The 21,563-nt window shown below is 70.8% G+C and carries 19 protein-coding genes and 2 pseudogenes; 10 read left to right on the forward strand and 11 right to left on the reverse strand.

Going from position 1 to position 21,563, the window contains the following annotated elements; all coding sequences use genetic code 11:
* Positions 1-130 precede the first annotated feature (130 nt).
* Positions 131-430 (forward strand): alpha-amylase, encoded by a 300-nt coding sequence (locus AB0E88_RS22455; RefSeq protein ID WP_361633066.1) that lies wholly within the window; start codon positions 131-133, stop codon positions 428-430.
* 42 nt (positions 431-472) lie between these two features.
* On the opposite strand, the pseudogene AB0E88_RS22460 reads toward AB0E88_RS22455, so the two are convergent.
* A pseudogene (locus AB0E88_RS22460) lies at positions 473-817 on the reverse strand (VOC family protein); the annotation flags it as partial.
* 123 nt (positions 818-940) lie between these two features.
* Between AB0E88_RS22460 and AB0E88_RS22465 the strand changes: the two are divergent.
* The gene (locus AB0E88_RS22465) at positions 941-1,777 is read left to right on the forward strand and encodes a DUF2182 domain-containing protein (protein WP_361633023.1); all 837 of its coding nucleotides are present in this window, start codon (positions 941-943) and stop codon (positions 1,775-1,777) included.
* 96 nt (positions 1,778-1,873) lie between these two features.
* Here the strand turns inward: AB0E88_RS22465 and AB0E88_RS22470 are convergent, their stop codons facing one another.
* Both AB0E88_RS22470 and AB0E88_RS22475 read right to left on the reverse strand, forming a co-directional pair.
* Positions 1,874-2,530 (reverse strand): DUF1326 domain-containing protein, encoded by a 657-nt coding sequence (locus AB0E88_RS22470; protein ID WP_361633025.1) that lies wholly within the window; start codon positions 2,528-2,530, stop codon positions 1,874-1,876.
* 349 nt (positions 2,531-2,879) lie between these two features.
* Complete coding sequence (locus AB0E88_RS22475; RefSeq protein ID WP_361633027.1) at positions 2,880-3,326, reverse strand: MarR family transcriptional regulator; 447 nt, start codon at positions 3,324-3,326, stop codon at positions 2,880-2,882.
* 167 nt (positions 3,327-3,493) lie between these two features.
* On the opposite strand from AB0E88_RS22475, the gene AB0E88_RS22480 reads away from it, so the two are divergent.
* The 4 genes from AB0E88_RS22480 to AB0E88_RS22495 all read left to right on the forward strand — a co-directional run bounded on the left by AB0E88_RS22480 (position 3,494) and on the right by AB0E88_RS22495 (position 7,822).
* Complete coding sequence (locus AB0E88_RS22480) at positions 3,494-4,990, forward strand: MFS transporter (protein ID WP_361633029.1); 1,497 nt, start codon at positions 3,494-3,496, stop codon at positions 4,988-4,990.
* 30 nt (positions 4,991-5,020) lie between these two features.
* On the forward strand, positions 5,021-5,818 hold the full coding sequence (locus AB0E88_RS22485) for a maleylpyruvate isomerase family mycothiol-dependent enzyme (RefSeq protein WP_361633031.1): 798 nt from the start codon (positions 5,021-5,023) through the stop codon (positions 5,816-5,818).
* A 788-nt stretch (positions 5,819-6,606) separates the two neighbouring features.
* Positions 6,607-7,176, forward strand: a complete 570-nt coding sequence (locus AB0E88_RS22490) for a hypothetical protein (RefSeq protein ID WP_361633033.1) — start codon at positions 6,607-6,609, stop codon at positions 7,174-7,176.
* Between the two features lie 61 nt (positions 7,177-7,237).
* Positions 7,238-7,822: a TerD family protein gene (locus tag AB0E88_RS22495; protein WP_361633035.1), complete on the forward strand. Its 585-nt coding sequence runs from the start codon at positions 7,238-7,240 to the stop codon at positions 7,820-7,822.
* A 350-nt stretch (positions 7,823-8,172) separates the two neighbouring features.
* On the opposite strand, the gene AB0E88_RS22500 is transcribed toward AB0E88_RS22495, so the two are convergent.
* Positions 8,173-9,321: a serine hydrolase domain-containing protein gene (locus tag AB0E88_RS22500; protein WP_361633037.1), complete on the reverse strand. Its 1,149-nt coding sequence runs from the start codon at positions 9,319-9,321 to the stop codon at positions 8,173-8,175.
* A gap of 189 nt (positions 9,322-9,510) precedes the next feature.
* Positions 9,511-10,413 (reverse strand): LysR family transcriptional regulator, encoded by a 903-nt coding sequence (locus AB0E88_RS22505; protein WP_361633039.1) that lies wholly within the window; start codon positions 10,411-10,413, stop codon positions 9,511-9,513.
* A 188-nt stretch (positions 10,414-10,601) separates the two neighbouring features.
* Here AB0E88_RS22505 and AB0E88_RS22510 point away from each other — a divergent pair, with 188 nt between their 5' ends.
* On the forward strand, positions 10,602-10,907 hold the full coding sequence (locus AB0E88_RS22510) for a DUF1330 domain-containing protein (protein ID WP_361633041.1): 306 nt from the start codon (positions 10,602-10,604) through the stop codon (positions 10,905-10,907).
* 160 nt (positions 10,908-11,067) lie between these two features.
* Here AB0E88_RS22510 and AB0E88_RS22515 read toward each other — a convergent pair whose 3' ends face one another.
* On the reverse strand, positions 11,068-11,736 hold the full coding sequence (locus AB0E88_RS22515) for a TetR/AcrR family transcriptional regulator (RefSeq protein WP_361633043.1): 669 nt from the start codon (positions 11,734-11,736) through the stop codon (positions 11,068-11,070).
* Positions 11,737-11,912: 176 nt separating this feature from the next.
* Here AB0E88_RS22515 and AB0E88_RS22520 point away from each other — a divergent pair, with 176 nt between their 5' ends.
* The 3 genes from AB0E88_RS22520 (at position 11,913) to AB0E88_RS22530 (ending at position 14,491) form a co-directional block, all read left to right on the forward strand.
* Positions 11,913-12,944, forward strand: coding sequence for a medium chain dehydrogenase/reductase family protein (locus AB0E88_RS22520; RefSeq protein ID WP_361633045.1), 1,032 nt, complete (start codon positions 11,913-11,915; stop codon positions 12,942-12,944).
* A gap of 121 nt (positions 12,945-13,065) precedes the next feature.
* Entirely contained in the window at positions 13,066-13,431 is a 366-nt protein-coding gene (locus tag AB0E88_RS22525) for a MerR family transcriptional regulator (protein WP_361633047.1), read from the forward strand.
* 46 nt (positions 13,432-13,477) lie between these two features.
* Positions 13,478-14,491 (forward strand): NADPH:quinone oxidoreductase family protein, encoded by a 1,014-nt coding sequence (locus AB0E88_RS22530; protein ID WP_361633049.1) that lies wholly within the window; start codon positions 13,478-13,480, stop codon positions 14,489-14,491.
* A 93-nt stretch (positions 14,492-14,584) separates the two neighbouring features.
* On the opposite strand, the gene AB0E88_RS22535 is transcribed toward AB0E88_RS22530, so the two are convergent.
* The 5 genes and pseudogenes from AB0E88_RS22535 to AB0E88_RS22555 form a co-directional block, all read right to left on the reverse strand.
* Entirely contained in the window at positions 14,585-15,352 is a 768-nt protein-coding gene (locus tag AB0E88_RS22535; protein ID WP_361633051.1) for an alpha/beta hydrolase, read from the reverse strand.
* 347 nt (positions 15,353-15,699) lie between these two features.
* Positions 15,700-18,204 (reverse strand): protein kinase, encoded by a 2,505-nt coding sequence (locus AB0E88_RS22540; RefSeq protein ID WP_361633052.1) that lies wholly within the window; start codon positions 18,202-18,204, stop codon positions 15,700-15,702.
* 197 nt (positions 18,205-18,401) lie between these two features.
* Entirely contained in the window at positions 18,402-19,361 is a 960-nt protein-coding gene (locus tag AB0E88_RS22545) for a sensor histidine kinase (protein ID WP_361633054.1), read from the reverse strand.
* On the reverse strand, positions 19,358-20,140 hold the full coding sequence (locus AB0E88_RS22550; protein ID WP_361633056.1) for an MEDS domain-containing protein: 783 nt from the start codon (positions 20,138-20,140) through the stop codon (positions 19,358-19,360). Before AB0E88_RS22550 ends, AB0E88_RS22545 begins: the two co-directional genes overlap by 4 nt.
* A gap of 477 nt (positions 20,141-20,617) precedes the next feature.
* Positions 20,618-21,563 (reverse strand): annotated as a pseudogene (locus AB0E88_RS22555) (SARP family transcriptional regulator); the annotation flags it as partial.

Below are 21,563 nucleotides of genomic sequence, written 5' to 3' on the forward strand. Positions count from 1 at the left end.
CCTTTGCGCCGCCCCTCCATGACTGCAAGCTTCATTTCTTGAACATGTAGGTCTCCACAACGGGCGTTCGCGTCTCACTATTCTTAAGGAGTTGACGATGCAACCTTGGACGAAACCGGCAGTTGCGGCGATGACAGGCTTCACGGCATTGATCCTCCCGCTCGCTCCGGCCGCACCTGCCGTCGCCGAGGACGAGCCGCCGGCGCCTGCCCCGGCCTGCGTGACGATGTATGAGAGTTGGCGGTACACGAGTGCCGCCAACAACTGCGCGGACGCCGTCAGCATCTCCGTCGCGTACCAAGACGGAGCGGCCGGCCCGTGCACCACCCTCCCCCCAGGCGCCGTCGCCACAGTCGGAGAGGGCTACCTGGGCCAGCACGGACACCCCGACCATCTGACGGCGTGCCAAGTGTCCGCCTCAGCGCCGTAACTCGTTGACCAGGACGGTCCCGACTGCCGCTCACCCAACCGATCAGGAGAAGTCCGCGGCGGTGATGCCGTCGGGGTGTCCGGGCGGCCACTCCACCAACTCGATCCGGTAGCCGTCCGGGTCGGTGAGCCACGACGTCTTCGGGCCGCGAGGTCCGCCGGGGTACTGGACGGGTCCCGGCTCCAGACCGGCGTCGGTCAGCCGGTCCAGGGTGGCGGTCAGTGTGTCCACCTGGATCGCGAGGTGGTCGAAACCGGTGCCCACGTCGACGCGTCCGGCGACGGGACGGTGGACCAGTTCGAGCGAGGCCGCCGCTTCGCCGGGGAAGCTGAGGATCATGAGGTGGCCCGCGTCACCGCCCTGGACCCTGCGCAGCTCGACGTAACCAGGGTCGTCGCTGCAGCGCCTGCCGCCCGGGGCGACCGCTCCAGCGGCGCACCGAGGCCCTGCGCGCTCGCACGGGACGGGGATGCGTGCTGTTCTGGAAGAAGCCACAGGAGCCCGACACCGATGCGTCGCAGCCGCAGTTCCGCCCTCGCACCCGCCCGGTCGCCCGCACCGACCCGAGCGGGCGGAGGTCTGCTTCCGACCAGGGAACTGGCGGCCGCGTGGTTCCTGGTCGTGCTGATCGCGGTGCCCGCCTGGGTGCTGACCATCGGGCAGGCCCGGCAGATGGGCGTCGAGCCCGGCACCATGGGGATGGCGCTACCGCTGTTCCTGCTGCTGTGGGTGACGATGATGGCGGCCATGATGCTGCCGTCCATGGCTCCCGTGGCCATCACCTGGGCGCGTGGCATCGGCCGGCAGTCCTCGGGCTGGGCGCGGACCGCGCGCACCACGGAGTTCATCGGCGGATACCTCCTCGTGTGGACCGCGTTCGGGCTGCTCGCGTACGCGGTGCTCGCCCTCACCGGCGGCCTGGTGGACGACCATCCGACCGCCGGACGCTGGATCGGAGCCGTGTCCTTCCTGCTCGCGGGCCTGTACCAGCTCGGCCCCCTCAAGCACGTCTGCCTGCGGCACTGCCGCGACCCCATGGGCCACCTGGTGCGCTACGCCGGGTTTCCGCAGCCGGCCCGCGACCTCCGGGTGGGTGTCCATCACGGCGCCTACTGCGCCGGCTGCTGTGCGGGACTGATGGTCGTCCTCGTCCCGCTCGGCGTGATGAACGTGGCGGCGATGGCCGGCCTGGCCGTGGTGATCTTCGTGGAGAAGCTGTGGTCCCGCGGTCCGCTGCTCGCCCGGGCCGTGGGTGTCGCCTTTGTCGTCCTGGCCGTGGTGACCCCGTTCCAGGACTGGCTGCTGCCGGGCCTGCGGGGCGCGATGCCGTCGATGGGCGGCATGTGACGCAGCGCGCCCCGGCGATGGACCGTCTGCCGATCGACCGGCTCCGCCGGCGTTGCGCCCTTGGGGCCGCGGGGCTCGGCCGATTCCACCGAGGGTCTATTCGGGTCCGCTCCAGTCGAAGGGGAAGTGCTTGCTCGACTTCCCCGAGCGCTCCCAGGAGAACCCGAATGCCTCGGCGCGGTCGGTGGTGGCTCGCCCCCAGGTGGCGACCTGGCCGGGCCCGACCTCGGCGCCCGGGGCGTTGTGGACCTGGACGCGTGCGCCGTCCGGAGTCGTCGGACCGGCCAAAGCCTCGACGGTGGCTGTGACGCGGCCAGGAATCTCGGCCCGCCAGGTGGCGAGGTCCTCGTCGATCTCCACGTGGATGGGAGCGAAATCCATACCCCGCATCTCGGGCTGGAGCATCCCGCCGAATTGCGCCGGCCATCCGCCGGCCTCGCCACCGAAGATGGCGCCGAGCGCACCGCGCTGCTGGTCGTCCGCGCGCTCGTCGAGGAAGACTGCGGCATACGCGTCGGTGTGCTCGCCGGCCCAGATGTTGCCGACGAAGGAGCCGAGCATCAGGACGTTGAGACCGTCGAGCCGCACGTCACCGAACGTGCCCTCGCGGATGTGCCACACCAGTACACCTTCGCATGTGCCGTAGGTCGGGGGCTGCGCAAAGGTGCAGGGGCACGGTATCGCGCAGTTGCACACGTCGAACCAGTCACCGGCAAGGCGCCAGCGCGTACCGGTGGTGACCTGCTCTGTCATCCCGCTCACCTCCCGCCGGGCTCGCAGGAGCCCACTCGGAGTGCGAGACCGCGTGTCACCCGAGCCCGCTCCCAGGATCGTGAGGCGGCCTCCCCTCCAGCTTGCACCTGTCGCACGGCCGGGCAAAGCCGGAGCAGCGGGGCTTCCGAAGCAGGATCGAAAGGCGCGGGCCGGGGAGTGAGTGCCGAACTTGGCCGGCGGTCCGGAAAACCCGCCACTTAAGGAGCCCGTCGAGGCGAGCGCACGCCGCGCATCCTGACACCGGCCCCGCTGATCAGTTGCCGGCCGCGGCCTTTCGGGGGCCGGCCTTATCGGGGCAGGGCGTTCTCGGGGCGGGCCCGTGGCGGCCTCAGGGCCGGGCGGCGGGAGCGGGCTGCCCGGTGAAGACGCGCTCCAGCAGGGCTCCCAAGGCGCCCTGCTCCTGTTCGTCCAGTCTGTCCAGACCGGCGAGCGTGCGATGCATGTTGCCGCGGATCACGTCGATGACCCGCTCGCCTTCCTCCGTGAGGACGACGTTCTTGACCCTCCGGTCGGAGGCGCTCGGCTCCCGGCGCACCAGGCCGCGCTTCTCCAGCCGGTCGACGATGCCGGTCATGTTGGAGGCGTCACAGGTCAGCGTGGTGGCCAGGGTGCTCATCGAGGCCGGCCCCCGGCGCAGCACGTTGAGCGTCTTGCCCTGGCTGGCCGTGAGGTTCTCGTCGGCGGCGGCCATGGTGAAGTCGCCGTAATAGGCGGCCAGTGACACCGAGAGCAGCTCCATGAGCCGGGCGGAGTCGACGCGGGGGAGTGCTGTCATGTGCGTCACCCTACGCCGCGAAACTTGACGATCTCAAATATTGCTGGCTACGGTCATCCGCAATTGCTTGAAGTCCTCAAGCTTCCATGTTCTCAAGTTTCATCGTCCTCCGACTTCGGCGTGCTCTGCGTTCGCCGGGGCCGAGGTCTCACCAAGGAAGAGATTCCGTGTCACAAGCACCGCGCACGGCGGGCCCGAGGCGCGCACCGGACAGCGTGCTGATCCTCACCCTGGGGCTCGCCGCGATGGTCGTCTCGATGATGCAGACGCTGGTCGTCCCGATCCTCGGCATCATCCAGAACGATCTGCAGGCCACCACGGCGAACGTCAGCTGGGTGACCACCGCCACGCTCCTGTCGGCCGCCGTCTTCACCCCGCTGCTCGGCCGCTTCGGCGACCAGCACGGCAAGAAGAGCACCCTCGTCGGGGTTCTGGTCGTGATGGTCGCCGGCTCGGTGCTCGCCGCCACGACCACCTCCCTGACCTGGCTCATCGTCGGTCGTGTCATGCAGGGCGCGGCGACCGCGATCTTCCCGCTCGCCCTCTCCGTCCTGCGCGAGGAGATCGAGCCCGCGAAGCTGCCCGGTGCCATGGCCCTGGTCAGTGGCACCCTCGCCTTCGGCAGCGGGCTCGCCCTGGTCGGCGCGGGACTCCTGACACGGGGCACCGACCCCGACTACCACCGCGTCTTCTGGCTCGCGGTGGCGCTCGCCGTCGTGGCGCTGGCAGGCGTGTGGTTCGCCGTGCCCGCTTCCCGGGCGGCGACCGGAGGGCGGACCGACTGGCTGGGCGCGGTCACCTTGGGAGCGCTGCTGGTACTGCTGCTCCTGCCCGTCTCACAGGGACACGAGTGGGGATGGACGTCCGGCCGTACCCTCGGCGCCTTCGTCGGGGCGGCCGTCATGGCAGCGGTGTGGGTGATGACCGAGAGCCGGGTCAAGGAACCCATGGTGGACATGAAGATGTTCACCCACCGGCCCGTGCTGTTCACCAACCTGGCGGGTCTGTTGCTGGGTTTCGCGATGTTCGCCCAGTTCATCGGCGTCTCCTACCTCGTCCAGGTGCCCGAGGCCATCGCAGGCTACGGCTTCGGCGCCTCCGTGCTCGGAGCGTCCGTCGTGTACCTGCTTCCGACCACTCTCGTCTCGCTCGTCGGCTCACAGTTCGGCGGTGTGCTGGTGCGCCGGCTCGGGGCGCGCGTCACCCTGACCGCCGGGGCCTGCTTCGGCGTGGCCGGCTTCACGTGGCTGACCCTGGCGCACGACACGTCCGCCTCGGTGATCGGCGCGGGCATGGTCATCGGACTCGCCATCAGCTTCGGTTACGCCGCCATGCCCGCCCTCATCGTGGCGAGCGTTCCCGCCCACCAGTCCGGCATCGCCAACGGCATCAACTCCATCTCCCGCTCGGTCGGCAGCGCCGTCGCCAGCGCGGTGATCACCACGCTGCTGGCGTCGAAGACCATCGCGCTGCCGCACGGCATGCCCGCACTGCCGCAGGAGAGCCAGTTCACGATCGGCTTCGCGCTCGCGGGCGTGGCCTTCGGCCTGGTGGTCGCCGTATCGCTCGTCGGCATCAAGGCGGCACACGCTCCTCGTACGCCCGTCCTGACAAAGGCCGCCGAAACCCGTTCCCGGGCCGTCGCCGACCAGCCGGCCCCCTGACCCCGCACCCTCCCGGAAAGGCAGCGCACGATGACCATGTCCGAAGACACCCACCCCGCTTCCCCCGCCCCGCGGGTCGACCACCGCGCGGCGGTCGCGGAGGAGACCGCACGGTTCGTCGCCACCCTCAGCGACGCCGACCTGACCACCGCTGTGCCGAGCTGCCCCGGCTGGACACTGGCCGACCTCGTCAAGCACACCGGCAGCGTGCAGCGCTGGTTCTCGGTCCTGCTGCGGTCGCGCGTCCAGGAGCCGCCGCGCACGCGCGAAGTGGACCTGCGGCTTCCGGAACGGGAGGACGGATACCCCGACTGGCTCGCCGAGAGCGCGACCGTGGCCGCCGAGGCCTTCGCCGCCACGGACCCGGACCTGCCGATGTGGGCGTGGGGCGTCGACCAGCACGCACGCTTCTGGGCCCGCCGCATGCTCTTCGAGACGCTGCTGCACCGGGCCGACGCCGAGCTCGCCCTCGGGCTCCGGCCCGCGATCGACCGCTCGCTCGCCGTCGACGGGATCGACGAGTTCCTCGTCAACCTGCCGTTCGCCACGCCCTTCGCCCCCAACGTGGCCGAACTGCGCGGCCCCGACAGGACCATCCGCTTCCGCACGACCGACGGCGACGACGCCTGGCTCGTACGCCTGCGCCCCGACGGCTTCGGCCTGGACGCCCCCGGCGCAGCCGCCGACACCGCCGACGCGACCGTCCGGGGAACCGCGGCCGACCTGCTCCTGCTCGTCTACGGCCGCCTGCCTCACCGTGCGCAGACCCTGACTCACGAGGGGGACGAGGACCTGCTGACCCACTGGTTCGCCCACTCCGCCTTCTGAACGGCAGGCGCGCCGACCTGGAACCCCGACGCCGCAGTCAGGACAGAAAAGGTTCAGTGGTCGTGGAGGGCGACTTCCCGTCCTTTGTCGTGCAGTTCGGCTGGTGCTTCGCGACCCACGCCGGTGCGGGCTTGCCCCTGCACGTCGGGCACGCCGAAGACCTACGGAGAGGGTGGTTGCTCGCCGCTGCCCTCCGGGGTGAAGGCGTCGCGGCGGGCGAGGGTCCCGGCAGAGGCACGCCCTCAAAGTCAGCGCGTTCCTACGGCAGTTCTGCGAGCCGTTGTGTGGCGCGGCCCCGGCCCAGGCCCTCGGTCGCGGCGCAGGCACGCAGCTCGCCGATTCGGCCATGCCCGGCCAGTAAGTCCGCGAACTTGTCGCGGCCGTTGAACGAGGTGGTGCTCGCTGCTCCGGCCGAGCAGGGCGACGGCCTCATCGACATGGCCCTGGTGCCGGCCAATCGCTGTTGCCGGATGTGCAGTTCCAGTTCAGCGGCGGATCGTCGATCAGCGTCGCTGTCGTGAGCACCTCCTACGCCACGCCACATCGCATGGAACCGGTGAGTGACGCCGCTTCGTCATCTGGCAGGGGCCCGGCCCGGCCCGCCCGGCCGCCGCGTAGGGTTTCTGCCGGACTGTCCGACTGATGTGAGCGAGGGATACCGCGTGGGGATGACCGAGACGGCCCCGGCGAGTGGGGCGGCCGCACCTGGTCAAGGAGAAGCCACCCGTCCGCCGCACCGCCGCGTGCTGGGATCCGTGGCGTGGGCCGTCCTCCTTCCGCTGGCTACGATGCTGAGTGCACTCATCGGTGTCTACCTGTGGGGCTGGCTGGGCGTCGTCCTCGTACTCGCCGCAGCCGCCACGGCCGCCATCGTGGCCGGCGGCGTGTGGAACCGAGCGGGCGCCGCGCTCCTCGCGACCGCCACAACCATGGCACTCGGACTCTTCGCGGGTCCCACCCTGCACGAGACGTACGTCAAGCAGTTCGGTGACAAGGTCGATGCCCTGGTGGTCGACACCGCCAAGCACGTGAACCGCAAGGGCACCGAGCTGTGGACCTGCCGAGTCGTCGACACCTCGGGCACGGTGCAGGACCTGGAGGACCTCCAGAACTGCGATGGCCAGTACCGGCGCAAGCAGCACGTCGTCTTGTTCACGGACCCGCTCGGCGGCCTCAAGCCCTGGATCGAAGCCACGGACGACCGCAGCCTCGACACCCTCAGCCTGTCCGCGACCGGCGGCCTGTTCGCCGTGACCACCGTGACGCTGTTCTACGCGGGCATGCGGCGCCGCTCGGATGCGGAGATGGGCGCCAAGAAGCGCCGGAAGTACGGACCTCCACAGCGGTCGGCGGCGTGAGCCGCCGAGCGCACCCCATCATGGCCCAGCAACTCACCACACCACTGAGGACGAACCAGTCATGATCACGCTCACCAAGGAAGACGGCCCAGCAGACCTCGACGGAGTCACCCACCTCTCCATCGGCGTGTCCTGGGACCCCACCGCCGGCAGCAGCGGCGGTGTGCTCGGCAAGCTGCGCCGCAAGCAGGGCACCGACCTGGATCTGATCGCCATCGCCATGCAGGGCGCGGACCCGGTACGCCTGGCGGGGCTCGACTCGCTCGATCCCATGGGCAACCGTTCGCTGGTGCACAGCGGCGACAACCAGACCGGGCACGGTGACGGTGACGACGAGGTGGTGACCGTCGAGTTCGCGGGGGTTCCGCCGCACATCACGTCGATCGTGTTCGTGGCAGCCGCGTTCAAGAAGGGCAGCTCCTTCCAGAAGGCGCGCAACATCAGCTTCAAGGTCTACGACGCGACCGGGGGGAGCTCGCAGCAGGTCGCCGACATCTGGCCCAGCCTGCTCACCCAGGACAACGGATGCGCCGTGGCCAAGGCGATACGGGTCGGCGGCAGCTGGAAGCTCGAGGTGATCAATGTGACGGGGAAGATCAAGCAGGGTGACGAGCACTCCCTGATGCGTTTCGCCGTCAGCAAGTAGCGCGCCGCTCGCAGCGTGCCCTGGCCGAGCCCGGAGGGCGACTACGTCGAGGACACGGATGTCCCTGAACGCCCCCTGTGCCCGCCGCCGCGGCCAAGGCCGTCGCCGACGCCCACCGTCCTGACCTGCGCCCCGGCCGTGCTCGGCCCGGGGCGCAGGCCATGCGCGCCACCCGCGCTGTGCGCATGAGCGGCACCGTCCCCGCCCCCTGGCGCACCCACCACCCCCGCAGCGGCCCGCCTCCGTGCGCCTCCTCGACCGGATCATGCGGCGACAACGGCCGCTGGTCGCCATCGCCATCACAGCTCGGTAAGAGCGCATGACGCGATCATGATCCTTCCTGCCCTGTGTCAGGCGTCCGCCGCGTACCGCCAGAACTCCCTGATCACCGGTGCCGGCACGGGGCCCATCGCTGCCACCTGAGTCAGCAGGATGGTGACCGCACCCGTGGCCGGGACGATGTGTGCCGCTGTGCCCGTGCCGCCGACCCAGCCGTAGCGACCGGGCGTATTCCAGGGGTTGATCCGGTCGATGTCGACCGAGCCGCCGAAACCCCAGCCCTGGCCCTCCAGGAACAGTCGGCCGATGTCGCGCTGCGTCGGATTCGTATGGTCGGTGGTCATCATGCGCACGGAGTCGGCAGACAGAACCCGGCGGCCGTCGGCAGTCACCCCGCCGGCCAGCAACATCCGGCAGAAGGCCAGCCAGTCGTCGGCGGTCGAGGCCAGCCCGCCGTTGCCGAGCGGTAGGGCGGGCAGGCTGCTCCACTCGCCGTCCGGGCCGTCGGCGAGGTCCAGGCTGCCGTCGTCGCCTGGCCGGTAGAAGCTGGTGAACCGGCCCCGCTTGGCGGCGGGCACCTCGAAACCGGTGTCCACCATGCCCAGCGGCCCGAAGATCCGCTCATCCAGGAACTCCGGCAGTGACTGTCCCGTGACGCGCGAAATCAGTACTCCCTGCAAGACGGAGCAGGTGTCGTACAGCCAGGCAGCGCCCGGTTGGTAGAGCAGCGGGATGCGGCCGAGCGCCGCCATCCACTCGTCGGCCGGCGGGAAGTTGCTCGGCACCCGGCCGTCCTTTTGCACCGTGAACAACTCCTGCACGCCCGGCAGGGTGAAGTCGGAGGGGAATCCGTACCCGGCCTGGGAGGCCAGCACGTCGAATACGGTGATGGGCCGGTCGGCGGGCACCACGTCGTCCACCGGGCTTGCCGGCGTCCGTACGACCATCGGTTTCCCCAGCTCCGGCAGCCACGTCCCGATCGGGTCGTCCAGTGCGATCCTGCCGTCCTCCACGAGGATCAGCACGGCGGCGGCGGTGACGGACTTGGTGATGGAGGCGACCCGGAAGATGGAGTCCCTCGCCATTGGGGCGCCGTCGCCGACGTCCTGCGCGCCGACGGCCGCCACCTCGACCTGGTCCCCCCGGGCCACGAGGCCAACCGCTCCCGGCAATGCACCGGCACTGACGTGGGCTTCGAGCAAATCGTGCAGGGTGGTCATGAGGCCGCCTTCCGGAAGGGTGCTGTCGAAGGACAGACTCCCGCACGGGCCGGGAATCATCGGCGTCGGCAGGTCCGGTGGCCTGAGCCCAGTCACGGACCGTCTCACGAAGACCAGATCATGATCGAGTCAAGAGCGCCGCAGCGTGTGGTTGCCGTCGCAGGAGCCCGGCTCGCTTGACATCTCGCGTCATTCAGGCAGCCAGTGCAATTCGTGCGCCAGGGCCTTGGCGACGGCACGGATGCGGCGGTGCAGTGGCGACTGCTCTCGCGGGAGGACCAGATGGATCGTCAGGCTGGGCGCGCCCCGCAGCGGTCGCCAGGTGAGACCGGCCGGTTGTGCCGTGGCCGCGGCTTCTCCGGCCGGGGCGAGCGTGACCCCGTCGTGCAGGTCGCGCTGCGACATGTCGAAAGAGACTGCCGGCGTGTGCAATCGGGGCTGTGGCCGGGTGTCTCGGAACAGTGCGGACAGCTGATCGTGGACCACGGGGTTGGCCGCACGGTCCGGGAGCCGCAGCGGATAGGCGGCCGCGTCGGCGATCTCGATCTCCGGCTGCTCGGCCAGCGGATGGTGCTGCGCCAGCTGGACCCCGACGCGCATACGCCGCAGCAGTAACCGGCGCACGCCACGGCCCGGCTGTTCACCGCGGGTGATCCCGGCGTCGATGCGGCCGTCGGCGACCGCGGGGGAGATCTCCGGTGTCGCCATCGGGACCGCGCCGACCTCGAGTCCGGTGTTGCCGCGCATCAACCTGTCCACCAGCGCCGGCACCGTCTCTGCCCCCGCGCTGAGGCTGTATCCGATGCGGGCCGTGCCCAGGTCACCGGCCGCCGCGCTCCTGGCGGTGTCCCACGCCCGGTCCAGCGCCGCCAGCGCGGGCGGCGCGGACTCCGCCAAAGCCGCACCGGCCGTGGTCAATTCGACGCTGCGTGTGGTGCGGACCAGCAGGGCCGTACCGAGTTCCGCCTCCAATCGGCGCATCCGGGCGCTGAGCGCGGGCTGTGCGATACCGATCCGTGCGGCCGCGCGGGTGAAGTTCAACTCCTCCGCCAGCACCAGGAAGTACCGCAGGCTCACCGTGTCCGGCGCCACGTGCCCTCCCTGCCGATTGATAACGATCCGTTCTGAGCCTATCCCGCACCGGTCTTTCCCTCGACCGCATATCGAGCCCTAACCTGCGCCTATGGCGATTCCCCTGACCGCAGTAACCGTCTCTGGAATCCGTCGGTCCTGAGTGTCGATTCGAAGTGGGACGTGTTCGGCCCACGACAGGAGGTTTCATGGCCAAGGGCTACTGGGTCAGTGTCTACCCCGCCATGTCCGACCCTGAGGGGCTGACCGCCTACGACAAGCTGGCCGGCCCGGCTGTCCAGGCTGGGGGCGGGCGTGTCCTGTCCCGCAGCCCGTCCCGTGGCGGTCGAGTCGTCGCTCATGAGGCCGGGATCGCGCAACGCGTCGTTCTGATCGAGTTCGACAGCTTTGAACAGGCCGTCGCGGCATACGAGAGCGAGGCATACCAGAAGGCGCTGCTGGCCCTCCCCGATGGCGCCGAGCGCGACTTCCGCATCGTCGAAGGCAACGACTGACCGTCGGGCTCAGCGCTCACTGAGCATCCGTCACCTGATAGGCACGCGGCGCTGAACGACGACTGGAGCGCCGCCGTCCACGAGTACCAGCAGGCCCCGATGACGCAGCGCTACCTGGACGCCGGTCGGGCGATCCCGCAACGCGGCTGCGCATGGGGCGCTATGGGGTCAGGTGGCGGAGTTCGTTGTCGTACAGCTCGGCCGGGTCGAGGCCCATGCCGGTGAAGTGGCCTGCCAGTTCCAGGGAGAGGATCCCGTGCAGCCGGGTCCAGAAGTGCAGGGCGCGGCGCAGGGCGGCCGGCTGCGCGGGGTGGCCGGCTGCCCAGTCACGGTGCCGGGCGAGATGAGTCTCCAGGCGGGCGTCGGGGTGGCCGTCGTCCGTGCCGGGCGCGGCGTCGCCGGCCGGGTGGGCGGCGGCGTCCAGGAGGGCTTCCATGATCTCGGATGCGATGGCGGTGATGTCGTCGGGTGCCCGATAGCCGGGGACGGGTGTGCCGTAGATGAGGAAGTAGCGCTGGGCGTCCTGCAGTGCCCAGGCCCGCAGCGCACGCCCGAGTCCGGCGAGATCGGCGCCTGAGGCGGCTTCGGAGCGCACGGTGTCCGCGAGGCTGCGGTAGGCGTCCCGGATCAGCTCGGTGATCAGCTCGTCCCGGCCGGCGAAGTACCGGTAGAGCGCGGGACCGCTCATGCCCATCTGCTTGGCGATGGCGTTCAGGGAGAGTCCCGGTGCCCCGGCGGCGGCGATCTGCTCCCAGGCGCGCTCTTTGATCTCGGCCCGGACCTGGGCGCGGTAGCGCTCGCGGGGGGTCTCCCTGCCGACGGTGGACATGTTCGTCCTCTCTCCTGTGTGGTGCGCCGGCTCGCGGAGGCCGGACGGGCGGCTGGCTGACCCGCGAGTTAGACCCTATTACGAACGCTCTTGACTGTCACTCCCGAGCTTGGTTATAACTTCTAACGAACGAACCACCGGCTAACTGAGCTGGTGGGAGTCGAGGGAGGAACGTCATGAGTGCTGCAGCGATGGTGGAAGTCGTGCTGCCGGGCAAGGTCGAGCCGGACGGGCTCGTGGTGCGGCAGGGGGTCGTGCCGACCGCCGGCCCGGGTCAGGTCGTCGTCCGGATGGAGGCGACCGGTGTCTCCTTCGCCGAGCAGCAGATGCGCCGCGGCCGGTACTACGACCAGCCGCCCTTCCCGTTCGTCCCCGGCTACGACCTGGTCGGCACCGTCATGGCGACCGGTGACGGCGTCGCACCCGGCCTCACCGGAACCCGGGTGGCCGCACTGCTCAAGGTCGGCGGATGGGCCACTCATGTGCTCGTCGACGCCGCCGACCTGGTACCGGTCCCCGACGGAATCGGCGCGGCGCAGGCGGAGACCGTGGTGATCAACGGCATCACGGCCTGGCAGATGCTGCACCGCAAGGCCCGCGTGCGCGCCGGGCAGACCGTCCTGGTGCATGGCGCGAACGGGGGAGTCGGCTCGGTGCTGGTGCAACTCGCCCACACCACGGGCGTCCACGTGATCGGCACCGCATCCGCGCGCCACCATGCCGCCCTGCGCGAAGCGGGAGTGACACCGATCGACTACCGCACCGAGGACATCCCCGCCCGCGTCCGCGAACTCGCCCCCGGCGGCGTCGACGCCGTCTTCGACCACGTCGGCGGCCGCAGCGTCATCGACTCCTGGCGCCTCCTCGCCCCCGGCGGCACGCTCGTCTCCTACGGCAGTGCCTCCACTCGCGACGACACCGGCTCCAAGCAGTGGCCCGTCCTCAGACTTCTGGGCCGCGTGTGGCTGTGGAACGCCCTGCCCAACCGCCGCCGAGCCTACTTCTTCAACGTGTGGGCCGGCCGCGCCCTGAGCCGCGACCGCTTCAGGGCCCGCCTGCGCGCCGACCTCACCGAGGTCTTCGCCGCCCTGCACCGCGGTGACATCACCCCTGTCATCGCCGCCCAACTGCCTCTGGCCCGCATCGATGAAGCCCTGCGCCTGGCCGAGTCCGGAACGGTCAGCGGCAAGATCGTCCTCGTGCCGTAATCACGCCCCACCCGCACCCCCACCCGCAGCCGACGTCCCGTACCCGTCACCGCCTCCACACCATCGACTCGGCCAGGCGAGTGCCGGAAGACGACGGTGCCGCTGGACGTTGGCAGCAGGTATGAGGATCGGCGAAGCATCCAGAGTCAGCGGTGTGAGTGCGAGATCGTTGCGGCACTACGAGGACGAGGGCTTGATCGTCCCCGGCCGTTTCGGCAACGGGTTCCGCGACTACTGCCAGTCCACGATCGACCGGGTTCTCGTCATCCGCTCGCTGCTGGAGTCCGGGCTGCCCGTGCGGTTGATCAGGGATGTCCTGCCCAGCCTCACCGGCGGATCCCCTACCGGAACCGATGCTGTGTGCGCGGAGTTTCTGCACGAGGTACAGAGCTATCGCGATCGGCTCGCCGCCCGCATCGCCGTTCTCAGCGATCAGCAGGCAGCACTCGACACTTACCTCCGCGAAGCCCGCCGCACTGATCTCTGACCGTCACTTGACCTTGACGCAAGTGTCAGCTTTCTACGTTCGGTGCATGGAGATCGACGAGCAGCACAGCGCCGAGCAGACGATACGAGCACTGGTCCAGCGATCGCACAGGGGACCGAAGGATCTGACCCTCGCGACCGATCATCGCCGGCCCACCCCGGGACCCGGCGAGTATCTGATCCGCGTCGGGGCCGCCGGGGTCAACTTCGCCGATGTGATGCAGACTTATGGAACCTACGGAGGGGGCCCGCAGGCGCCGTATGTGGCGGGTTTCGAGGCGGCCGGCGAGATCGTGGGCGTCGGCCCGGACGTCGGCAGCCCCCTCCAGCTCGGCACCCATGTCGTCGGAACCGGTCCGGGCGCCTTCGCGCAGTACATGACGATGCCGGCCGCGGGCGTACTGCCCGTGCCGTCCGGCTGGAGCGATGCCGAAGCTCTCGGTCTGGTGCTGAACTGGGCCACTGCCTTGGCAGCACTGAAGACCCTGGGCGAGATCAAGGCGGGCGACGTGGTGCTCGTCCACGCAGCGGCCGGGGGAGTGGGGCAGGCAGCCGTCCGGCTCGCCCGCCACTACGGTGCGCGGGTGATCGCCACGGCGTCACCCGCGAAGCACGACACCGTCAGAGCACTCGGTGCCGACGCGGTTCTCGACAGCCTGCGCCCCGACCTGCCGCAGGAGATCATCCGCCTGACCGGCGGGGTCGATCTGGTCCTGGAATCGGTGGGACGGGCCACGTTCAGGACCAGCCTGTCGGTCACCAAGCCCTTCACCGGACGCGTCATCGTGTACGGCGCGGCATCCGGCGACGCGACCTTGACCACGCATGACCTGGTGTTCACCCACCAGGTCCAGGTCAAGGGGCTGCACATCGGTGCCCTGGCGGTCGCAGCCCCGTCCCTCTACCAGGCCTTGCTCGCCGAGATCGAGGCCCTCATCGCCCAGGGTGTGTACCCGCCCGGTACCCCCCGGATTCACCCCCTGGCCGAGGGAGCCAAGGTGCTGGAGCAACTCGCAGCGGGCCACACCCGGGGCAAGCACGCCCTCGACCCCTGGCGTTAGGAACGCCTCTGGAGCCATCATCCGGAGACGCAGCCTCAGCACGTGCCGCGTTGCGGCGCCCGGTTGCCGAGCCGGACGCCGCAACCGTTCAGGTCAGGCCGACACGGTGACTGCTCCGCCGAGGTGCCGGGCGAAGAACCGGACCGCGCTGTCTGCCTCGTACCTGGGCAGCTCCTTGTGCCTGCCCGAGTTCACGTGCAACGACTTCTCCTTCGAGGCGAAGGCGTCGAACAGCGCGAGACCCTCCTCGCGCGAGATGTGCTCGTCGTCCCACTGCAGGTCGAACTCGGTCGGGATGGTGATCTGCTTCGCCTTCTCGGCCAGGACATCGGGCCAGTGCTGGCCGAAGACCGCGGCCGAGATTCTGGGCTCTACCGCCACGAACGGGATGCCGATCGCGGTGCCCATGTTGATGCCCCAGAAGCCCACCGGCCCCTCGGTGCCGATCTCCGGGAGGTCCTGGAGGGCGTTCAGCAGCGCCCGGTACTCGGGCACGGCCAGCTCCGCCAGGTGGTCGTTGTAGCGCACGACGATCGGGCCTTCCGGCTCGCCCGCCGCCCGTGCCGCGAACAGGGCGGCGATCTCCGCCTCGTCGTGCGCTGTGCGAGGCCGGTCGCCGTGACCGGGCGCGTCGAGGACGGCGACGTGGAAACCGCAGCCGGCCACAAGGAGCCGTGCGCGGCCGGACATCGCCGAGTGCTTCTTGTGGTTGCCGCCGCCGTGGGCCATCAGGACCAGGGGCGCGCGGTCGGCTGCGGGGGAGGCCGGCGACCAGAGGACGCCGGGGACACCACCGACGGTGAAGTCGCGCTCGAGTACGCCGCTCGACGACGACGTGGAGGTGAACTGCAGAGAAGTCATGGGGTGTTGCCCTTCAGGAGTGCCTTGCTGTCGAGGCGCTCCTGGCGACACCTACGTCAATCGCCCAACCGTGACGCGAGGGGGAGCACCCACAGGGATACAGCGTTCATGGGTCTCACCTCCTCGGGCGGCTTCACGGTCGAGAGGAAGCTACCAGCCCGATGATCACCCCTCAACTCCATTCTCGGGCCAGGCCATCACGACTTCAGGCAGCAACAGGGAGTGGTCCGTCGTCGGCCGCGGTGGCCCGTATCCGCGCCGGCTCAGCTCGTTGGGGTGGCCGCTCCCGTTCGAGGTCCTCCCGTAGGGCTGGTTGTCCATAAAGGAGTGCCTACGGCCAGACGTGGCTACCCGATCGATGTCCCCGTGGTGTCGGTGGCCGGGGCGTCCCGGCGCACGGTGGTCGCCTCGGTCGGCGTCCAGCTTTCCCCGGCCTCGGCGGCGACGGTGGTGTCCGGTGTGCCGTGGGCGTCGGTGTAGGGGAGCGTGGCGAGGCGGCGGGTGGGCGGCAGGGTGGCGTACTCCTCGATGAGGTCCCGCGCGTCCTGCGCAAGACGCGGCGGGCCGGTGCGCTCCGCCGCGACGTCCGGTGCCAGCGCGGCCGCCACCTCGGCCGGGGTGGGCCGGTCGGCGGGCCGGCGTGCGAAGCATGCGCGCACCACCGCCTCCAGCCCGCCGGGCATCCCGTCGAGGTCGGGCGTGCCGAACCGGATGCGCCGCACGACGCTCACCATGTCGTCGCCCGGCCAGGGCGAGCGCCCCAGTGCGAGCCGGGCCAGCAGCGTGCCGAGCGAGAACACGTCACTGGCCGGGGTGAACACCGCGTCCCCTTCGAGCTGTTCGGGTGAGGCATAGGCGTACGTCCCGATGAAGCCCTGGCGCGGTTCGGTCAGGTGGGTGATCTGGGCGATGCCGAAGTCGATGACGCGCGGACCGTCCTCCGTCAGCAGGACGTTGCCGGGCTTGAGGTCGAGGTGGACGATGCCCTGCGCGTGGATCGCCGTCAGGGCCGAGGCGATGCCCGCGCCCAGCACCCGGACCGTCTCCTCGTCCAACGGCCCGCACCGCTCGGCGAGTTCCTGCAGCGACGGCGCCGCCACGTACGGCACCGCGAGCCACGGCGTGACGGCGTCGGTGTCGGCGGCGATCACCGGCACGGTGAACCGTCCGCTGACCCGCAACGCGGCCTGCACCTCGTGCGCGAAGCCCTGCCGGATCTGCGTCACGGCGGCGTGCTTGGCGTGCAGCGTCTTGACGGCGACGAGGATCCCGTCCGGGTCCTGGCACAGGTACACCCGCCCGAAGCCGCCCTGCCCGACGGCCTCCAGCACCTCGTACGGCCCGAAGACCGCCGGATCGTCCGCCGCGCGGGACGGCCGCGCCCGCTTCAGCTCGAACCAGTCCCCGATCGCCGCAGCCCCCGGACGGAACGCGAGACGCCGGCCCTGCGCCCGTCCGGCACCGGACAGCGACGTGCCCCCACCCGGCTCCGCCCCGTCCTGCTCCTCCTCGACGACGACCGAGGCCTCGATGAGTTCACCGCCATCGCGAACGGCGTACGCCTGCACGTGGACGGTGTCGGCGCTTTCGCGGGAGACGTACACGCCGAGCAGCCGCAGCCGCTCGCACAGCGCGATGTCGTCGGGTGCGGGGCGCCGGTCGGCACGTGCGAAGTAGAGGGCGACGGGACGCTGCCCCCGCTCCGACAGCTGCCGGAACGCCTCGGCCCACTCCTCCTCGGTCACCTCGTGCGGGCCCGGCCCGCCGGAGCGGTGACGGATCGCGGTCAGATGGGTGGCGTACGTGCCGTCATCCGGGCGGGACAGCACTCCGAAGGCGGTGTCCGGCGCGGCCTCCACCTCGGAGGCCATCCGCGTGCCCACGCCGCGCCCGATGCGCAGGAACGTCTCCTGGGCGGCCCGCAGCAGATTCTGCCGCTGCTCGGCGAGTTGCTCGTATTCCGCGGTACCGGGCCCTTCTCCCCGGGACTCCATGCAGGTGAGCACGTGCCGGAAGGCCTCGGCCGCCGCCGCCCACTCCTGGGCCCGGACGGCGGCCAGTGCCTGCAACTTGCGCGCGTTGTACGTCTGTTCGCTCGACGCCCCGTACAACTGCGCACTGCGCTCCGCGACATGCCCGTACATCCGCATCGCCCGCCCCGGGTCACCGGACCGCTCGACCTCCCGCGCGGCGGTCAGCAGGTCCTCTACGCCCTCGTGGCCGCGCTCGTACCCGAAGGGCAGTTCGCCGGCGAGCGCGGCGTAGCGCTGCCTCGCGATGGAGGCCAGCAGATGGTCCCGGCCGAGCGTGTCCTCCGCCGTCTGCAGCATCAGGGTGTACGTGCGCAGTGCGGAAGCAGTGTCGCCGCCCTCCTGCTGCCAGTGGCCCACGTTGCACAGCAGTTCCAGGGAGGTCTCGACCTGCCCGGAGGCCTCTGCCGCGCGGTACTGCTCCTGGTAGCGGCGCGCCGCTTCCTCGTGCCGTCCGGCCCGCCCGTGCCAGTGAGCGAGCTGGTGCCGGGCCAGCGCGGTGTCCGCGTGGTCGGCTCCTTGGGCGGCCACCCGGTCGGCGAGAAGCCGTTCGAACATCCTGACGGCGCCTTCCGGGTCCCCCGACTCGCCTGTCCAGTGCGCCAGTTGGTGCCGTAATGCGAGTGTCGTGGAGTCGTCGCGGCCCAGGGAACCCTCGGCGGTCCGCACGAGCTGACCGAACAGGAGGACCGCGACGTCCGGGCGTCCGCTCGCCCCGGCGGCCTCGGCCTCGGCGATCTCACCGCCCAGAAGGCCGAGTATCCGCTCGCCCCCACCACGCGCCGCCCGCTCCCTGTCCCGACGTCGCTTCCACAGCGCCACAGCCCCTCCTCAAGTCGGCCCGCCCACGGTCGACCAGGGCCCGCCCGGCCGTCAACCCCGACCCGATGCAGGGCGATGCCGCATACCCGTCGACGGACAGGACCCGGAGCGGGGTGAGAAGCGAGTAGCCGGGCACCCTCAGCCGATGACCGCGCCCTGACAGCGGACCTCGTCACGGACGAAGCCGTGTGTTCGGCTCAGCCGGGCAGCTCGGTGTGCAGGCGGATCGTGGTTCCCTCGCCAGGTGTGGAGCGGATCTCGACGAGGTCGCAGAGCTGGTGCACGAGCCACAGGCCGCGTCCGCCGACCTGTGTGCGGGTCGGCCGGGAACGGCCCACGAGAGGATCCGCGATGTAGCCGGCGTCACGGAACTCGCACACCAGGCGATGGTCTTCGCTCCAGGTCCGCAGGACGCCCTGGCCACCTCCGTGGCGGATGCTGTTGGCGGCCACCTCCGTGGCGGCCAGGTGCAGCTCGCGCAGCCGGCGCCCGCTCAGCCCGAGGGGTTCCGCGCAGGTGGCGATCTTCTCCCGCAGCGCGGGCAGGTCACCGCTGGTGTACACGAACTCCTCGTAGGGGTCGCAAGGGTGGTTCAGCGGGCTGAAGTCGAACGGAGCCTGCGGGTCGTAGGCGGTGTTCGGCTCGCTGCGTCCGGCCGTGCGGATGGCGGGGTGGCACCGGGCCATCCGCTCCAGCTGGGCCTTTTCGCTCGCGATGTCGTACGGACACAGCAGCCACCAGGCCGGGCCGTCGGCGAACGCCCTGTTGAGCAGCCACTCGTGGTAGCGCAGCTCTTCCCGCTCCGCCCGGGAGCGAGCCTCCTCCCAGGGTGACTCGCCGATCCCGCGCACCGGGCGCCCCTGGGCCGCGTGTTCGTTGATCCACTCCTGCCAGGCTCCGATGAGCCGGCCCGGGCGGCGGGCCACCGTGGTGGTGTCGACGTAGCGCACCGCCCCGTCGTCGTGAATCTCGGCGCGCAGCAGGTTCGCCTTGTTCTCAGGGACGGCGACCACGACGGCTTCACCGCCGTCGAGGGCCTCGCGGATGAAGCCGACGGTGCCTTCGAGGAACTCTTCACTGCCGCGGTACGGGTACAGCTCGTGCCGGTACCCGTCGCCCGGGGGTGCGGGCGCGATACGGGGCTCGGAGGAGGTCATGGCGCCATCACCACCGGAACGGAAGGATCTGCGAGGCCGGACAGTTCCCAGGCCAGGCGTACGGTCTCATTCGTCCCCTCGAGCACGACTTTGCGGCCCGGCAGGAACCCGGCCGCGTCAGCGACGGCGCTCATCCCGGCGGCGTCGAGGAAGTCCAGGGCGTGGCACAGCAGCCGCACGGTTGCCGTCTGCCGGAGCAACGTGCGCAGAATGGCGCCGAAGGCCGGGGCGCCGTCGGCATCGATGACCCCGTTCACCGTCCAGCCGTCCTTTCCCGTCCGGTACACCTGGAATGAGGGTGACGCCGGACGGCTGCCCAGGTGGTGGGGGTGTACGCACCTGACTTCTTCCAGTGCAGAAGCGTCCCAGCCGCCGCCCTGATAGGCGCACACCACCAGAGCACCGCTGTCGGCCGCGAACTCCTCCAGGTCCAGCTCGCTGCGCAGCAGCCGCTCCGGCCCCGCGGCGGAGCGGTCGGACGTCACGTGGTGGAGCACGCGCAGCGCGCGGTAGCCCTCACGCTTGGCACTGGCCGCCTCTCGCCGTACAGCGGCGAGAAGAGAGTCCTGCAGGCGGCCGGGGTCGAGCACCAGGGACACGAAATCACTCGTGGTCTGCGCGAGCGGGGAGACGATCACGACCTTGTCGCCGAAGAGGGCCCCGTCCGCCACGAAGGCTCGGCTGCGGTCCATCACGTCGTCCGCAGGATCCAGCACCTGACAGACATGATCACCACCGCCGACCTCGTCGAGTGTCGCCAACGTGCGCGTCGCTCTCACCGCTGCCTCCCCTCGCCTCGCATGCCCACCCTAACGACCGGCACACCACCCGACCTCCTCCTGGGCCCACAGCACGGCCGGACCCGACAATGTCGGTCGGCCTCGTGAGCGGCCTGCCCTGAGGGCACACCTGACCGCGACGGCTGCGGGCGTTGATCCCTTGGCAGCGTAGTGCCACGGCCGGCAGCCGGGCCGCACCAAGCGGCCCACAGGAGGCATCTCTCGGCGGGATGTGGCGGCCGTGGCGAACATGGGACGGCGGGTTCTGTTCACCACGGGCCAGACCTCGATTGCCCAGGCGTGGTGGGCCTTGCCCGGCCGGAAGAGACCCTGCGGGCAGAGGTGCAGAAGCCGCAGGCCCCAGGAAGCGGGCAGGGGTGCAGAAGCCGCAGGCCCAGGAAGTCTCCCCGGGCCCGGATCGTGGCGGCCGTGAGCCTGGCCGACGATCCGCTCGGGGGCGGTGCCCGGGCAGGCCGGTTACCCCGGGCCGGCGCAGGCCTCCGCCTCCGCCAGGTACCGCGCCACCGGCCCCAGTGTCAGCATCCCGCTCGCCCCGCCCGCATGCTCGGTGCGGGCGTCGCGCAGAGCCGTTGCGGCGCGGGCGGCGACCGGGCGCTCGCCGAGGCGGGCGGCGGCGTGGGCGGTCAGGCACCAGAGTGCCTCCTGCAGGTGATCAGGAGGTGGTTCGGGTGCCATGGCCAGGGCGGTTCGGGCCTCCTCGATCCGGTTCTGGGCGAGCAGCACCAGGGGGTGCGTCCAGGGGCGGTAGGGGCCCCAGTCGAGGGCGGGATCGGTGGGCGCGGGACGGCCGTGCAGGAGCCGAAGGCCCAGGAGGGCGAGGGCGAACAGGCCCCGGTGCAGCCCCGGCATGCCCCCGGTCGCGGCGAGAGCGTCCTCGGCGGCGCGGTAGTGCGCGGCGGCCGTGGCGGCGGTCGGCCCGCCCGGTTCGGTACTGCGGGCGGCTGTGGCCCGGGCCCGGAACCAGGCGGTGAGGACGGGGACGAGAGAGGCTTCGGTGCTCACGGCGATCTGTTCGGCGGCCTCGGCGTGTGCGGTCGCGGCGTCGAGGTCGCCGAGAGCGGAGGCGGACTGCAGGCGGATGAGGTGGCCGAGCACGGCGAAGTTCGGCAGCTCGTGCCGGGTGGCCAGGTCGAGGATCTCGGACCCGGTCACATCCCGGGCCGCCGCGAGTCCGGGCCGGGTGAAGGACTGGAGGAACACGCCGTTGAGGGCGAACACCAGCAGGGCGGGATCGCCCAGGTCCCGGGCCAGCGCCTCGGCCTCGCGCGCCGCCTGTCGGGCTCGCCCGCGTTCGGTGGCGGACAGATCGGCGCTGCGGCTCTCGATGGCGACGGTGGCCAGCAGGCGGGCGCGCAGTGCGCCGTCGTCGCGGCGGCCGAGCGCGGTGAGCGTACGCTCGGCC

Source organism: Streptomyces sp. NPDC028635 (assembly GCF_040637635.1).
GTDB lineage: Bacteria > Actinomycetota > Actinomycetes > Streptomycetales > Streptomycetaceae > Streptomyces.

What these genes read in the sequence shown, in the direction of transcription:
- AB0E88_RS22475 (WP_361633027.1), bottom strand. Translation starts at nt 3,326, where the DNA reads ATGACAGCACTCCCCCGCGTCGACTCCGCCCGGCTCATGGAGCTGCTC.
- AB0E88_RS22515 (WP_361633043.1), bottom strand. Translation starts at nt 11,736, where the DNA reads ATGTCCACCGTCGGCAGGGAGACCCCCCGCGAGCGCTACCGCGCCCAG.
- AB0E88_RS22455 (WP_361633066.1), top strand. Translation starts at nt 131, where the DNA reads ATGACAGGCTTCACGGCATTGATCCTCCCGCTCGCTCCGGCCGCACCT.
- AB0E88_RS22525 (WP_361633047.1), top strand. Translation starts at nt 13,066, where the DNA reads ATGAGGATCGGCGAAGCATCCAGAGTCAGCGGTGTGAGTGCGAGATCG.
- AB0E88_RS22500 (WP_361633037.1), bottom strand. Translation starts at nt 9,321, where the DNA reads ATGACCACCCTGCACGATTTGCTCGAAGCCCACGTCAGTGCCGGTGCA.
- AB0E88_RS22465 (WP_361633023.1), top strand. Translation starts at nt 941, where the DNA reads ATGCGTCGCAGCCGCAGTTCCGCCCTCGCACCCGCCCGGTCGCCCGCA.
- AB0E88_RS22470 (WP_361633025.1), bottom strand. Translation starts at nt 2,530, where the DNA reads ATGACAGAGCAGGTCACCACCGGTACGCGCTGGCGCCTTGCCGGTGAC.
- AB0E88_RS22495 (WP_361633035.1), top strand. Translation starts at nt 7,238, where the DNA reads ATGATCACGCTCACCAAGGAAGACGGCCCAGCAGACCTCGACGGAGTC.
- AB0E88_RS22545 (WP_361633054.1), bottom strand. Translation starts at nt 19,361, where the DNA reads ATGACCTCCTCCGAGCCCCGTATCGCGCCCGCACCCCCGGGCGACGGG.
- AB0E88_RS22535 (WP_361633051.1), bottom strand. Translation starts at nt 15,352, where the DNA reads ATGACTTCTCTGCAGTTCACCTCCACGTCGTCGTCGAGCGGCGTACTC.
- AB0E88_RS22520 (WP_361633045.1), top strand. Translation starts at nt 11,913, where the DNA reads ATGAGTGCTGCAGCGATGGTGGAAGTCGTGCTGCCGGGCAAGGTCGAG.
- AB0E88_RS22485 (WP_361633031.1), top strand. Translation starts at nt 5,021, where the DNA reads ATGACCATGTCCGAAGACACCCACCCCGCTTCCCCCGCCCCGCGGGTC.
- AB0E88_RS22510 (WP_361633041.1), top strand. Translation starts at nt 10,602, where the DNA reads ATGGCCAAGGGCTACTGGGTCAGTGTCTACCCCGCCATGTCCGACCCT.
- AB0E88_RS22530 (WP_361633049.1), top strand. Translation starts at nt 13,478, where the DNA reads ATGGAGATCGACGAGCAGCACAGCGCCGAGCAGACGATACGAGCACTG.
- AB0E88_RS22490 (WP_361633033.1), top strand. Translation starts at nt 6,607, where the DNA reads ATGCTGAGTGCACTCATCGGTGTCTACCTGTGGGGCTGGCTGGGCGTC.